Source organism: Stenotrophomonas sp. GD03877 (assembly GCF_029840555.1).
GTDB classification, from domain to species: Bacteria; Pseudomonadota; Gammaproteobacteria; order Xanthomonadales; family Xanthomonadaceae; genus Stenotrophomonas; species Stenotrophomonas geniculata.
Window position 1 is genome coordinate 20,574 of the sequence record NZ_JAOCCT010000011.1, and the last position, 13,269, is coordinate 33,842.

Annotated in this window: 13 protein-coding genes; 7 read left to right on the plus strand and 6 right to left on the minus strand. The window is 66.9% G+C overall.

Going from position 1 to position 13,269, the window contains the following annotated elements:
• Positions 1-162 precede the first annotated feature (162 nt).
• The gene (locus tag N5D20_RS10335; protein WP_004153112.1) at positions 163-810 is read left to right on the plus strand and encodes a response regulator; all 648 of its coding nucleotides are present in this window, start codon (positions 163-165) and stop codon (positions 808-810) included.
• A gap of 330 nt (positions 811-1,140) precedes the next feature.
• Here N5D20_RS10335 and eda read toward each other — a convergent pair whose 3' ends face one another.
• The 5 genes from eda to zwf form a co-directional block, all read right to left on the minus strand.
• Positions 1,141-1,800 carry a bifunctional 4-hydroxy-2-oxoglutarate aldolase/2-dehydro-3-deoxy-phosphogluconate aldolase gene (eda, locus tag N5D20_RS10340; protein WP_197579416.1) on the minus strand — a complete coding sequence of 220 codons (660 nt, stop codon included), beginning with the start codon at positions 1,798-1,800 and terminating at the stop codon, positions 1,141-1,143.
• A 205-nt stretch (positions 1,801-2,005) separates the two neighbouring features.
• Entirely contained in the window at positions 2,006-3,922 is a 1,917-nt protein-coding gene (gene edd, locus N5D20_RS10345; RefSeq protein ID WP_197579415.1) for a phosphogluconate dehydratase, read from the minus strand.
• Between the two features lie 58 nt (positions 3,923-3,980).
• Complete coding sequence (gene pgl, locus N5D20_RS10350) at positions 3,981-4,703, minus strand: 6-phosphogluconolactonase (RefSeq protein WP_010484329.1); 723 nt, start codon at positions 4,701-4,703, stop codon at positions 3,981-3,983.
• Complete coding sequence (glk, locus tag N5D20_RS10355) at positions 4,700-5,707, minus strand: glucokinase (RefSeq protein ID WP_010484331.1); 1,008 nt, start codon at positions 5,705-5,707, stop codon at positions 4,700-4,702. Before glk ends, pgl begins: the two co-directional genes overlap by 4 nt.
• Positions 5,704-7,140 carry a glucose-6-phosphate dehydrogenase gene (gene zwf, locus N5D20_RS10360; protein WP_010484333.1) on the minus strand — a complete coding sequence of 479 codons (1,437 nt, stop codon included), beginning with the start codon at positions 7,138-7,140 and terminating at the stop codon, positions 5,704-5,706. The genes glk and zwf overlap by 4 nt, the downstream gene beginning before the upstream one ends.
• A 352-nt stretch (positions 7,141-7,492) precedes the next feature.
• Between zwf and ugpC the strand changes: the two genes are divergently transcribed.
• The gene (gene ugpC, locus N5D20_RS10365) at positions 7,493-8,575 is read left to right on the plus strand and encodes a sn-glycerol-3-phosphate ABC transporter ATP-binding protein UgpC (protein WP_010484335.1); all 1,083 of its coding nucleotides are present in this window, start codon (positions 7,493-7,495) and stop codon (positions 8,573-8,575) included.
• A gap of 101 nt (positions 8,576-8,676) precedes the next feature.
• On the opposite strand, the gene N5D20_RS10370 is transcribed toward ugpC, so the two are convergent.
• A complete protein-coding gene (locus N5D20_RS10370) occupies positions 8,677-9,552 on the minus strand; it encodes a folate-binding protein YgfZ (protein WP_019338329.1) in 876 nt (291 codons plus the stop codon).
• Positions 9,553-9,591: 39 nt separating this feature from the next.
• Between N5D20_RS10370 and N5D20_RS10375 the strand changes: the two genes are divergently transcribed.
• From N5D20_RS10375 to N5D20_RS10395, 5 genes are all read left to right on the plus strand, one after another.
• A complete protein-coding gene (locus N5D20_RS10375) occupies positions 9,592-9,762 on the plus strand; it encodes a DUF1674 domain-containing protein (RefSeq protein ID WP_005409075.1) in 171 nt (56 codons plus the stop codon).
• Between the two features lie 56 nt (positions 9,763-9,818).
• The gene (gene sdhC / locus N5D20_RS10380) at positions 9,819-10,211 is read left to right on the plus strand and encodes a succinate dehydrogenase, cytochrome b556 subunit (protein WP_005409076.1); all 393 of its coding nucleotides are present in this window, start codon (positions 9,819-9,821) and stop codon (positions 10,209-10,211) included.
• Entirely contained in the window at positions 10,208-10,594 is a 387-nt protein-coding gene (sdhD, locus tag N5D20_RS10385; RefSeq protein WP_005409077.1) for a succinate dehydrogenase, hydrophobic membrane anchor protein, read from the plus strand. Before sdhC ends, sdhD begins: the two co-directional genes overlap by 4 nt.
• A gap of 31 nt (positions 10,595-10,625) precedes the next feature.
• On the plus strand, positions 10,626-12,416 hold the full coding sequence (sdhA, locus tag N5D20_RS10390) for a succinate dehydrogenase flavoprotein subunit (protein ID WP_197579414.1): 1,791 nt from the start codon (positions 10,626-10,628) through the stop codon (positions 12,414-12,416).
• A 66-nt stretch (positions 12,417-12,482) separates the two neighbouring features.
• The gene (locus N5D20_RS10395; RefSeq protein ID WP_005409079.1) at positions 12,483-13,268 is read left to right on the plus strand and encodes a succinate dehydrogenase iron-sulfur subunit; all 786 of its coding nucleotides are present in this window, start codon (positions 12,483-12,485) and stop codon (positions 13,266-13,268) included.
• The last annotated feature ends 1 nt before the right edge of the window (position 13,269 follow it).

Consider the following 13,269-nt stretch of genomic DNA (forward strand, 5'->3'; position numbering starts at 1 on the left):
TTGTTTCGTTGCAGCAGGTTCTGCAAGACAGGGGGCAAGCACAACGCGCGGTACTGTGATGCGCAAGGCAGATTGCCGGGGTCGCATCCCGAACGCGCTTGCAGGGGTATCGGCACCCCACCTAGCTTGACCTGCAATGGCCGCATTCGAAGAGGTACGTGAATGACGATTCGAGTCTACCTGGTGGATGACCACGCGCTGGTCCGCACCGGGATGAAGATGATTCTGTCGGGGGAAACCGACATCGAGGTGGTGGGCGAAGCCGAAACCGGCGAGGACGCGCTGCGCGAGGTCCGCCAGCTGCTGCCGGACGTGGTGCTGTGTGACCTGCACCTGCCGGGTGTGAGCGGCATGGAAGTGACCGAGCGCATCGTGCGCAGCCACCGCAATACCCGCGTGGTGATCGTGTCGGTGCTGGAAGATGGCCCGCTGCCGAAGCGGCTGCTCGAAGCCGGTGCTGCCGGTTACATCGGCAAGGGCTGCGATGCGCAGGAACTGCTGCGTGCGGTGCGCGACGTGGCCGGTGGCCGTCGTTACCTGGGTACCAGCATCGCGCAGAATCTGGCGTTGTCGACGGTGGAAGGCAATGGTTCGCCGTTCGACAGCCTGTCGCCGCGCGAGCTGGAAGTGGCGTTGCTGCTGACCCAAGGCCTGCGCCAGGAAGACATTGCGCGGCGCCTGAGCCTGAGTGCGAAGACGGTGAACACGCACAAGGCGCGGCTGTTCGAGAAGATGGGGATCCACGACAACATCGCGCTGGCGCGGATGGCCAGCCAGTACGGGTTGGTGGATCCGGCACGGCCGCTGTGAGGGATTCGGCCAACGGCTGAGCCCCTCGCGGTGTGCGGCAGGATTCGTGGGATTGGCCCTGCGGAGGGATTGCGCAGGGGACGCCGTGAATCCATCCCTGGAGGCTCGGACGCGCCATCCATGGCGCTTACGCCCCTGCGCAATCCCTCCGCAGGGCCACGGACAGGTTCCGTGCGCGTCCACCGCGGAATGAAGAAGGAAGAGCGGGAGCGCGTCGCGCGCTTTGCCCGCTCTGGATGCTGGTCCTGTAGAGCCGAGCCCATGCTCGGCTGCTTTCCATTCCGCTGGCGTGGAGCCGAGCGTGGGCTCGGCTCTACAGCTGCGTTGGGCTCAGTGGCCGCGGACGCGCTTGATGATCTTCGCCGCGTCAGCAGCGCTGGCGCGCACCTTGTCCCATTCGCCGTCGGCGATCCAGTTGCCCGGCACCATCCACGAACCACCAATGCAGACCACGTTCTTCTGTTCGAGGTATTCGGCGGCGGTGTTCTCGGTGATGCCACCGGTCGGGCACAGCTTCAGGTCAGCCACCGGGCCAGCAAGGCCCTTGATCATTGCCAGCCCGCCCACGGCCGTGGCCGGGAACAGCTTGCACACACGGAAGCCGCGCGCGTAGAGCGACAGAAGCTCGGTCGGCGTGGCCGCACCCGGCACCACCGGTAGCGGCGCAGCGGCCAATGCATCGGCCAGCGCCGGCGGCGTACCCGGCGTCACCAGGAAGTCAGCACCCGCATCGATCGACTGCTGCATCTGCTCCACGGTCAGCACCGTGCCCGCGCCCACCACCACATCCGGCAGCTCGCGCTTGAGCATCGCCAGCGCTTCCATCGCCACCGGTGTCCGCAGCGTCAGCTCGATGGCCGGCAAGCCACCTTCCAGCAGCGCCGCACTGACCGCCCGCGCCTGGTCCAGCGTATGAACCGTCACCACCGGCAGGATGCCCGCCGCATGCAACAGCTCCGCCGCCTTCACCTGATGTTGTTCGATACCCATGCTTTTGCCCTTGCCTTTGCTCTTCTTGATTCAGTGGCCGCAGCGCAGATGACGCGCCGGGAATTGTCCAAGGGCAGTAGAGCGCCCTGGCCGGGACCGTGAGCGGCATGGATGCCGCGATCGAGCCCCCATGGATGGGTTTAGGGCGTGTCCCGGCCAGGGCGCTCTACTGCCCAAGCCGGGAAGCCTGCCGCGGCTTTTCGCTTCAGGCGTCCTTCGCCTCATGCGGCGCTGCCGCCGCCGCGGCATCGTGTCCCAACTCATACTCCGCGTCGTAATCCCACGGCCCGCCATCAGCCGCCGCCGGCCCGCACGAAATCGAAATCGCCCCTTGGTCGGCCGGACCCACCACGCGGCGGTTGATCGCGAACAGGTTGCGGCCCAGGTCATGCGCGGCCGGCGCGGTGTTCGGCGCCAGCGGACGTGCTGCCCATTCCGCCGCACCCACCAGCACTTCCAACGTGCCGGCCTCGCCATCCAGGCGGATCATGTCGCCTTCGCGCACTTTGGCCAGCTGGCCACCGCGCGCCGCTTCCGGCGTCACGTGGATCGCCGCCGGAATCTTGCCCGAGGCGCCGGACAGGCGGCCGTCGGTAACCAGCGCCACGCGCCGGCCCTGGTTCTGCAGCAGTCCCAGCAGCGGCGCCAGCGAATGCAGTTCGGGCATGCCGTTGGCACGCGGGCCCTGGTAACGCACCACCGCCACGAAATCTTGCGGCAGCAGGCCGCCGGCGTGCAGCTTGTTCAACACCTGCGGTGCATCGACCACCACGGCCGGCGCTTCGATCGTGCGGTACTGCGGCTTCACCGCCGACAGCTTGATCAGCGACTTGCCCAGGTTGCCGCGCAGCAGTCGCAGGCCACCCTGTTGCTCGAACGGATTGTCGACGCCACGCACCACTTCGTCATCGGCGCTGCGTTCCAGGCCCGGCAGATAGACCAGCCGGCCGTCGCGCAGCTGCGGCTCGCGCGCATAGTCGGCCATGCCGCCGCGTGCCACGCTCACGAGGTCGCCGTGCATCAGGCCGGCCTTGATCAGCTCGCCGAACACGAAGGCCGGGCCGCCGGCCGCAGCGAAGCGGTTCACGTCGGCGTCGCCGTTCGGATAGACGCGGGCCAGCAGCGGGATCAGCTGCGACAGCTCGTCGAAATCGTCCCAGGTCAGCACGATGCCGGCGGCGCGTGCCACGGCGATCCAATGGATGGTGTGATTGGTCGACCCACCGGTCGCCATCAGCGCGATGACCGCGTTGATGATCGCGCGCTCGTCGATGATCCGGCCCAGCGGACGGAAGTCATCGCCCAGCGCGGTGATGTCCAGCGCACGTTCGGTGGCTTCGCGGGTCAGTGCATCACGCAGCGGCGTGCCCGGGTTGACGAACGACGCACCCGGCAGCTGCACGCCCATCGCTTCCAGCAGCACCTGGTTGGAATTGGCGGTGCCGTAGAAGGTGCAGGTGCCAGCGCCGTGGTACGACGCGGACTCGGCTTCCAGAAGCTCTTCGCGGGTGGCTTCGCCGGCGGCGTAGCGTTCGCGCACTTCGGCCTTCTGCTTGTTCGGAATGCCCGGGGTCATCGGGCCGGCCGGCACGAACACCGCCGGCAGGTGACCGAAGGCCAGTGCACCGATCAGCAGGCCCGGCACGATCTTGTCGCATACACCGAGGTAGACGGTGGTGTCGAACATGTCGTGGCTGAGCCCGATGGCGGTCGCCTGTGCGATCACATCGCGCGAGAACAGCGACAGTTCCATGCCGCCTCGGCCCTGGGTGACGCCGTCGCACATCGCCGGCACGCCGCCGGCCACCTGTGCGGTGGCGCCCAGCTCGCGGGCGATCTCGCGGATCTGCTCGGGATAGGTCTCGAACGGCTGGTGCGCCGACAGCATGTCGTTGTAGGCGGTGATGATGCCCAGGTTCGGCGTCACGCCACCGCGCAGGCGGCTCTTGTCGGTGCCGCCACAGGCGGCGAATCCGTGGGCGAGGTTGCCGCAGCTCAGGCGGCTGCGGAACGGGCCCTCACGCAGGGAGGCATCGATCGCTGCCAGATAGGCGGCACGCGAGGCGGCGCTGCGGCGGATGACACGCTCAGTGATGGCTTGCAGTTGCGGATGGAGGCTCATTGGCTACCGGCGTTCGTGGTGGCGAGAGGCAAGCGGCGGCGCGGCGCCGCCGCCGACATCAATCAGCCCAGTGCACGCGCAGGCGCGCGCCGTCCAGGTTGATTGCATTGAGGATCGGATACTGCTGGGCGTCGTTGCTGTCCAGCGCCTGGCGCAGCACCTGCAGCTTCTGCTTGCCGCGCAGCAGCAGCAGGCGCTGGCGGCACTGGCCCAGCCCGTGCGGGGTCAGCGTGATGCGCAGCGGCCACTGGTTCGCGCCCGGGCAGCCGGTGGCGTCCAGTGCCGCGTAGGGCAGGGTGCTTTCCAGTGCGCGGGCCAGGTCCTTCGAGCCCGGGAACAGCGAGGCGGTGTGGCCGTCGTTGCCCATGCCCAGTGCTACCAGGCTCGGCGGCTGGCTGTGCTGGGCCTGCAGGTTGGCGGTGTAAACGCATTCCGGCAGCGGCTTGCCGATCCGTACCAGCGGATCGAAATGCGCACCTTCGGCGCGCTTGAGCAGGTGCTCGCGCACCAGCCAGGCATTGCTGTCGCGATCCTGCGGCGACAGCCAGCGCTCGTCGGCCAGGCTCACTTCCACCCGGTCCCAGTGCACGTCCAACTCGGCCAGCGCCTGGTAGACCGGCGCCGGCGTGGTGCCGCCGGACAACAGGATGCGGGCGCGGCCCACTTCGTTGATGTCGTGGTTGAGGGTCTGCGCCATCTCGGCGGCCACTGCCTCGATCCAGCCATCGGCATCGCCGTGGCTGATGAACTCGATGCGGTCGTCGTGGAAGGTGGGGCTCATGCGGCAACTCCAGGTGCGTCACGTTCGGCGTCGGCGGCATAGGCGGCGGCGCCCAGCAATCCGGCGTGGGGATGCATCACGGCCAACGAGGGAACGCGCGCCATGATCGAAGAGAACCGCCCCTTGTGTTCGAAGCGCTGGCGGAAACCAGAGTGCTGCAGCGAATCGAGCATCTTCGGGGTCAGACCGCCGGTCAGGAACACGCCATCCCAGGCACCCTGGGTCAGCACCAGGTCGCCGGCAATGGCGCCGAACACCGCGCAGAACACGTCCACGGTGCGCATTGCCTGCGGATCGCCATGCAGGGCGCGGGCGGTCACGTCCACCGGCTGCAGCTGGCCGGGATCGATACCGGCCATCTCGCACACCGCGCGATGGATGTTGACCAGGCCGGGGCCGCAGATCAGTCGCTCGTTGGAGACGCGGCCGAACTGCTCGGACAGGATTTCCAGGATGCGGATCTCCTCCGGGGTTCCTGGCGGGAAGCTGACATGGCCGCCTTCGGTTTCCAGCGGATAGCAGCGTCCGTGGCGCAGGATCAGGCCACCGACACCCAGGCCGGTACCCGGACCGATCACCGCGTAGTTGCGCGGCTGGCCCGGCTTGCCCGGCACCCAGGCGGCACCACCGACCTGGACCACGTCATCGGGCTGCAGCAGTGAAATCGCCATCGCCTGTGCGGCGAAATCGTTGATCAGGTGCAGTTCGTCGAAACCAAGCATGGCTGCGGTGCGGCTGCGCGAGATCACCCACGGATGGTTGGTGATGCGCGCTTCGTCACCATCGACGCGACCGGCAACCGCGAACACGCCGCGGCTTGCAGTGGCACCGATCTGTTCGAGATGGTGGCGTGCGGCATCACCCAGCGAGGGAAACTCCGCCACCGCATACTCGCGGATGCTGTCCTTCTGCAGCGGTGCGTCCTGCGAGGTGTCGGCCAGGGCGAAGCGGGCGTTGGTGCCGCCGATGTCGGCGACCAGCACCGGCTGCGAGCTGGCGCTCATGCCGAGGCTCCGCTGTCCGGCGCGTCCACGCCCTGCGGCAGGAACTCGCCCGCATTGCTCGGGCCCCACTGGCCGGCGGGGTAGGGCTCCAGCGGCAGCTTGGCGTCCTTCCAGGCGTCGGCCACGCTGTCGATCCAAGCCCAGGCGGCGCGCACTTCGTCATCGCGCACGAACAGCGTGTGGTTGCCGTTGAACGCATCCAGGAACAGGCGTTCGTAGGCGATGCGGCGGTGCAGGCCGGTCGGCACCGACAGCTCCAGCTCCAGCGGGTGCAGTTCCAGCGCGCCCCATTCCGGGCCGGCCAGGCTGCTCATCAGGCCCAGTTCGATGTTTTCCTGCGGCTGCAGCTGGAACACCAGGCGGTTCGGTGCGGCCTGCGCGCGCTGCGGGCGCTCGAACAGCCAGTGGGTGACCGGCTTCAGCGTGACCACCACGCGGGTGGTGCGTTCGGGCAGGCGCTTGCCGGTGACCAGGTGGAACGGCACGCCGCTCCAGCGCCAGTTGTCGATGTGCGCGGTGACACCGGCGAAGGTCTCCACGTCGCTGCCTTCCGGCGGCTGGTAGGCCTGTGCCGGCTGGCCGTTGATGGTGCCGGCGGTGTAGCGGCCGCGGATGCTGTCACGCGCGGCGTGCTTGGCATCAAGCGGACGCAGGGCGCGCAGCACCTTGACCTTCTCGTCGCGGATGCGGTCGGCTTCCAGCGACGCCGGCGGTTCCATCGCCACCATGCACAGCAGCTGCAGAATATGGCTCTGCACCATGTCGCGCAGCGCGCCGGAGCGGGCGTAGTAGGCGTCGCGGCCATCCACGCCTTCGCTCTCGGCCACCAGGATGTGCACCGATTCGATGTAGTTGCGGTTCCACACTGCCTCCAGCAGCGTGTTGCCGAAGCGCAGCGCGATCAGGTTCTGAACTGCCGCCTTGCCCAGGTAGTGGTCGAGACGGAACACGCGGTCCTCGTCGATCCACTGGCCGATGGTGCTGATGATTTCCTCGGCGCTCTCGCTGTCGCTGCCGATCGGCTTCTCCAGCATCAGGCGTGCCGGTGCGGCAAGTGCGCCGCCCTTGGCCAGGCCTTCGCAGGTGGAGATGTACAGGCCCGGCGGGATGGCCAGGTAGCTGACGCACTTGCGGTGCACCAGGTCGGAGACCGCGGCGGCAACCGAGTCGACGTCGCGCAGATCCACCGAACGGTAGTCGATGCGGCGCAGCAGGGCACTGATGTCGTCCTGCGTGGCCATCGGCATGGCCTGCTGCAGGCGCGGGCGCAGGATGTCATGGAAGGCTTCGGTGTCATGCCCGGACAGGGCCAGCGCACGGATACGGAAGTCCTCCGGCAGCAGGCCGTCGCCAAGCAGGCGAAGCAGCGAAGGGAACAGGTAGCGCTGGGCCAGATCACCTGTGGCACCGAACAGGAAGAGGGTGTCGTGCATCGCTCGAGTTTCAGATCCGGGTGACATCGTTGTCAATCGCTTCATGGCTGGGTTCGGGGGACATCCGCGCAACTGCCTGTCCGAGGTTCGTCAGGGGCGATCTCCGGGGTAGCGGGAGACCGTTCCATTCGAAACCACTGCCCCGGCGGAAGCTTCGTTCCACCGCCGACGCAGATCGGTGCGCACCGATCATCGGATAGTGCCACGTGAAAACGTTTACATGGCAGAATGGGCAACTGTATTCGATTGCAGTGCTCGCCGTCATGCCGCAAGCGCGCAATCATCACTGCCATCGGGAGGGCCGAGGCAGTCCCAAAAGACAGCCCGGCTTCGGGCGGACCGGATAGGTGATATGGCAAAAGTGCAGTTGCAGGGTGTGCGCAAGGTCTATGACAACGGCCAGGTCGCGGTGAAGGACGCCAGCTTCGAGGTCGCCGATGGCGAGCTGATGGTGCTGGTCGGTCCGTCCGGCTGTGGCAAGTCGACCCTGCTGCGGATGGTGGCTGGCCTTGAAGAAATCAGCGGCGGCACGCTGACCATCGGTGATCGCGTGGTCAACGACGTGGCGCCGAAGGATCGCGACATCGCGATGGTGTTCCAGAGCTACGCGCTGTATCCGCACATGACCGTGGCCGAGAACCTGGCCTTCGGCCTGAAGCTGCGCGGGCATGACAAGGCGACCATCGACAAGCGCATCGCCGAAGCGGCGCAGACGCTGGGCCTGACGGAGATGATGGACAAGCTGCCCAAGGCGATGTCCGGCGGCCAGCGCCAGCGTGTTGCGCTGGGCCGGGCGCTGGTGCGCGAGCCGGCGGTGTTCCTGCTCGACGAACCGCTGTCCAATCTGGATGCCAAGCTGCGCCACAGCGTGCGCACCGAAATCGCGCAGCTGCATCGCAAGCTGGGCACCACCATGATCTACGTGACGCACGACCAGGTTGAAGCGATGACCCTGGGCCAGCGCATCGTGGTGCTGAAGGACGGCATCATCCAGCAGATCGATACGCCGATGGCGCTGTACGACCGCCCGGCCAACCTGTTCGTGGCTGGTTTCCTCGGCAGCCCGGCGATGAACGTGCTGCGTGGCACGCTGCAGGGCGATGCCGGTGGCGTGACCGTGGTCGACGGCGAATGGCGTGCACCGCTGGGTCAGGCCACGATCGATCCGGCGTGGTTGCAGAAGCCGATCGCGGTGGGCGTGCGGCCGGAGCACCTGCAGCCGGCGGCCGCCGATGATGCGCATGCGTTCACTGCGCGCATCGAAGGCATTGAGCCGGTCGGCAACGAGATCTTCGTCAACCTCAGCAGTGGCCAGCATGCGCTGACCATGCGCGTGGCGCCGCAGGCGCTGCCGGCGGTGGGCGAGCAGATCCGCGTGGCGATCCACCCGCAGGGGTTGCATTTCTTCAACCCGGAAACCGGCGAGCGGCTCTGACTCTGTAGCCGAACCCACGCTCGGCTGCTTCGTTGCGGTGCGGACCAACGGTCCGCACCCACCATGGCGGCGGTAGCGCCGGGCCGTGCCCGGCGTGAACCTCAGCGCGCCAGTCCATCCAGTAGCGGCACACGCTGCGCCACCGCACCACCCACCTGCAGCTCGGCGTCGCTGGCCTCCAGCGGCAGCACCGCCAGCGCCAGTTCACCCGCCACGCTGGCAATCGTGCCCAGCGCTGCGCCGTCCTGTTGCACGCCATCGCCGGCCTGCGCCGGTGCTGCGGCATGCAGCAGCTGCACCGCGCGCTTGGCCTTGCCGAGGAAGTGGGTGCGCGCGACGATTTCCTGGCCGGGATAGCAGCCCTTCTTCACGCTGTAGCCGTTCAGGCGGTCCAGGCCCAGCTGCTGGGGGGTCCACACTTCGCGCTGGCTTTCTTCCAGTCGCGGCAACCCGTAGCGCAGGTCGGCCTGGCGCCAGGCCAGGGCGAAAGCGGCCTCATCGGTTTCGCTGCCGGCGGCAAATGCATCAGCTGCGCCAATGCGCAGGGTGCGCGGCAGCGCATCGCTGCCCAGGTCAAGTTCCCAGCCGTCCGCTGCGGCGTGCGCAATCGCGGCGTTGCTGGCGGCTTCGGGCGCGGTGAAGGCGCCGGCCACCGCCAGATCGCTGCGCACCTGCACCTTCACCTTGCGACGGAACACGAAGCGCTGCAGTTGCGACGCAATCGCATCGGCATCGCCGTCGGCCAGCACCAGCATCACGTGGTCGTCGGCCAGCCGAAGCAGCTGGAACACCGCCAGGGTGCGGCCTTTTGCGCTCAGCCAGGCGCTCCACTGCCAGTGCAGCAGGGGCAGGGCAGTGACGTCGCCGCTGAACTGGGCGTGGGCGAAAACGGCCGCATCCGTGCCCTGCAGGCTCAGCAACTGGTGGCCGGGCAGGCGCGGATATCCGACGAAAGCAGGGGGCAGGTTGTCAGGCACGTGAACGAGGTCTAAAATTTGTGCGTTGCGAGACCGAACATGATAGGCCAAACAACCCCCACTCCCGACGACGAATCTGAAGCCCCGCTGGTCCCCGCGGCACCCGTGCCCGTGGAACAGGAAAAAGCAGAGGAATTCGGCGGCCGCGGCGGACTTGATCCGGTGCGGTATGGCGATTGGGAGAAAAACGGACGCTGCATCGATTTCTGATCAGCATTGAGCCAACGCGGCCGTGTGCCGCCCAGCCGAGACAACGAGCCCAGCGAATGGCGACCAGACAACGCCCACTTTCCCCGCACCTTCAGGTGTATCGCTGGCAGATTCAGATGGCCACCTCGATCCTGCATCGAGCCACTGGCGTCTTTCTGTCTGTTGGTGCCCTCATCATCGCTGCCGGCCTGCTGGCCCTGATGATGGGGCCCGAGTCCTGGAACTGCTTCACCGGCCATGCCGGGGCCTGGTATGGCCGCGTGTTCCTGTTCGCGTGGACATGGTCGTTCGCCTATCACCTGTGCAATGGCATCCGCCACGTGGTGCAGGACTTCGCTATCGGCTTCAGCATCCCCGCCTTCATCCGCAGCAGCTGGCTGTCGGTCACCGGCAGCCTGGTGATCACCCTGCTGGTGTGGGCCTATGTGATGTTCGGAGGTGCCGCGTGAGCAAGTTCCGTACCCCGCTGAAGAACGTGCGCGGCCTTGGCTCGGCCAAGACCGGCACCGAGCACTTCGTGCACCAACGCCTGACCGCCGCCGCGCTCGTGGTGCTGGGCATCTGGTTCCTGGTCTTCGTGCTGGGCCTGCTGGGCTCGGACTACGCGACCGCCGCCGCCGCCGTGGCCAAGCCGTGGAACGCAGTGCCGCTGATCGGCCTGCTGATCGCCATGTTCTGGCACGCGCAGCTCGGCATGCAGGTCGTGCTGGAAGACTACATCCACGAATCGCTGCTGGCCCTGGTGCTGCAGACCGCGGTGAAGTTCGTCGCCGTGCTCGGCATGATCGTCAGTGTGTTTGCGGTGGGCCGCATCGCCCTCGGCGTTGCCTGAGCCCAGGCACCAACACAGGAATCCAGATTAGATGTCCGCTTACAAGATCACCGAACACAAGTACGACATGGTCGTGGTCGGCGCCGGCGGCGCCGGCCTGCGCGCCACGTTCGGCCTGGCCGCCAAGGGCCTGCAGACCGTGTGCCTGACCAAGGTCTTCCCGACCCGTTCGCACACCGTTGCCGCCCAGGGCGGTATCTCGGCCGCACTCGCCAACATGGGCGAGGACGACTGGCGTTACCACTTCTTCGATACCATCAAGGGTTCGGACTGGCTGGGCGACCAGGACGCCATCGAATACATGTGCCGTGAGGCCATCCCGGCCATCATCGAGCTCGAACACTACGGCGTGCCGTTCTCGCGCACCGCCGAAGGCAAGATCTACCAGCGTCCGTTCGGTGGCATGACCACCAAGTACGGTGAAGGCCCGGCGGCGCAGCGTACCTGCGCGGCGGCCGACCGTACCGGTCATGCGATGCTGCACACCCTGTACCAGCAGTCGCTGAAGCACGACGCGCGCTTCATGATCGAGTACTTCGCGCTCGACCTGATCTTCGACGAGGAAGGCGCCTGCCGCGGCGTGCTGGCCCTGGACATGTCCGATGGCACGCTGCACCTGTTCCGCGCCCAGGGCGTGGTGCTGGCCACCGGCGGCTACGGCCGTGCCTACTTCAGCGCCACGTCGGCGCATACCTGCACCGGCGACGGTGGCGGCCTGGCCATGCGTGCCGGCATCGCCATGCAGGACATGGAGTTCGTGCAGTTCCACCCGACCGGCATCTACGGCGCCGGCTGCCTGATCACCGAGGGTGTCCGCGGTGAAGGTGGCATCCTGCGCAACAGCAGTGGCGAGCGCTTCATGGAGCGCTATGCACCGCACTACAAGGATCTGGCCTCGCGCGACGTGGTCAGCCGTTCGATGACCATCGAGATCCGCGAAGGCCGCGGCGTCGGCGAGCACAAGGATCACATCCTGCTCGACCTGACCCACCTCGGCCCGGGCGTGATCGACGACAAGCTGCCGGGCATCGCCGAAAGCGCCCGCATCTTCGCCGGCGTCGACGTGCACAAGCAGCCGATCCCGGTCATCCCGACCGTGCACTACAACATGGGCGGCATCCCGACCAACTACCACGGCGAAGTCGTCCGCAAGGATGGCGACAACCCCGACGCGGTGATCCCGGGCCTGTACGCGATCGGCGAAGCCGCCTGCGTGTCGGTGCACGGTGCCAACCGCCTGGGTTCGAACTCGCTGCTGGACCTGGTGGTGTTCGGTCGTGCGGTGGCCAACCGCTGCGCCGAGACCATCAAGCCGGGCGCGTCGCACAAGCCGCTGGCGTCTGATGCCTGCGACAAGGCGCTGGGCCTGCTGGACAAGCTGCGCCACGCCAACGGCGATACCCCGACCTCGGTCATCCGCGATCGCATGCAGCGCACCATGCAGGCCGACGCGGCGGTCTTCCGCACCAGCCAGACGCTGAAGGAAGGTTGCGAGAAGATGGACAAGATCTTCGACTCGTTCCAGGACGTGAAGGTCTCCGACCGTTCGCTGGTGTGGAACTCGGACCTGATCGAGACCTACGAGCTGAACAACCTGCTGCTCAACGCGGTGGCGACGATCAACTCGGCCGAACAGCGCAAGGAAAGCCGCGGCGCGCATGCGCACGAGGACTTCCCGGACCGCGACGACGTCAACTGGCAGAAGCACACCCTGGTCAGCGTCGACGAGAAGGGCAAGTGCAGCTTCGACTACCGTCCGGTGCACATGTACACGTTGACCGACGACGTGTCCGTAGTGCCGCCGAAGCCGCGCGTGTACTGATCCGACCCCGCCTACCATGCAATCCGCGCCCAAGGGCGCGGGCCGCCTGAGCCAACGAGAGCAGCCATGGCCGAGTTTTCACTCCCCAAGAATTCCAAGATCACGAAGGGCAAGCACTTCCCCGTCAAGAACGGCGGCAAGAACGTGCGCACCTTCAAGATCTACCGCTGGAGTCCGGACGACGACAGCAACCCGCGCACCGATACCTATGAAGTCGATCTGGATGCCTGTGGCCCGATGGTCCTGGACGCCCTGATCAAGATCAAGAACGAGATCGACCCGACCCTGACCTTCCGCCGCTCCTGCCGCGAAGGTATCTGTGGTTCGTGCGCGATGAACATCGACGGCACCAACACCCTGGCCTGCACCCGAGCCATTTCGGATTGCGGCAAGAAGGAAGTGCCGATCTACCCGCTGCCGCACATGAACGTGGTCAAGGATCTGGTTCCGGACCTGACCCACTTCTACGCGCAGTACGCCTCGATCAAGCCGTGGATCCGCACCCAGACCCCGGCACCGCCGGACCGCGAGCGCCTGCAGTCGCCGGAAGACCGCAAGAAGCTGGACGGCCTGTACGAGTGCATCCTGTGCGCCTGCTGCTCGACCAGCTGCCCGAGCTACTGGTGGAACGGCGAGCGTTACCTGGGCCCGGCGATCCTGCTGCAGGCCTACCGCTGGATCATCGATTCGCGCGATGAGGACACCGGTGCGCGCCTGGACGATCTGGAAGATCCGTTCAAGCTGTACCGCTGCCACACCATCATGAACTGCGCCCGGACCTGCCCGAAGGGCCTGAACCCGGCGCTGGCGATCGCCGAGATCAAGAAGCTGATGATGGAACGCCGCGCCTGAT

Coding starts and splice junctions, on each gene's coding strand:
- N5D20_RS10335 (WP_004153112.1), top strand. CDS start 163: ATGACGATTCGAGTCTACCTGGTGGATGACCACGCGCTGGTCCGCACC.
- eda (WP_197579416.1), bottom strand. CDS start 1,800: ATGGGTATCGAACAACATCAGGTGAAGGCGGCGGAGCTGTTGCATGCG.
- edd (WP_197579415.1), bottom strand. CDS start 3,922: ATGAGCCTCCATCCGCAACTGCAAGCCATCACTGAGCGTGTCATCCGC.
- pgl (WP_010484329.1), bottom strand. CDS start 4,703: ATGAGCCCCACCTTCCACGACGACCGCATCGAGTTCATCAGCCACGGC.
- glk (WP_010484331.1), bottom strand. CDS start 5,707: ATGAGCGCCAGCTCGCAGCCGGTGCTGGTCGCCGACATCGGCGGCACC.
- zwf (WP_010484333.1), bottom strand. CDS start 7,140: ATGCACGACACCCTCTTCCTGTTCGGTGCCACAGGTGATCTGGCCCAG.
- ugpC (WP_010484335.1), top strand. CDS start 7,493: ATGGCAAAAGTGCAGTTGCAGGGTGTGCGCAAGGTCTATGACAACGGC.
- N5D20_RS10375 (WP_005409075.1), top strand. CDS start 9,592: ATGATAGGCCAAACAACCCCCACTCCCGACGACGAATCTGAAGCCCCG.
- sdhC (WP_005409076.1), top strand. CDS start 9,819: ATGGCGACCAGACAACGCCCACTTTCCCCGCACCTTCAGGTGTATCGC.
- sdhA (WP_197579414.1), top strand. CDS start 10,626: ATGTCCGCTTACAAGATCACCGAACACAAGTACGACATGGTCGTGGTC.
- N5D20_RS10395 (WP_005409079.1), top strand. CDS start 12,483: ATGGCCGAGTTTTCACTCCCCAAGAATTCCAAGATCACGAAGGGCAAG.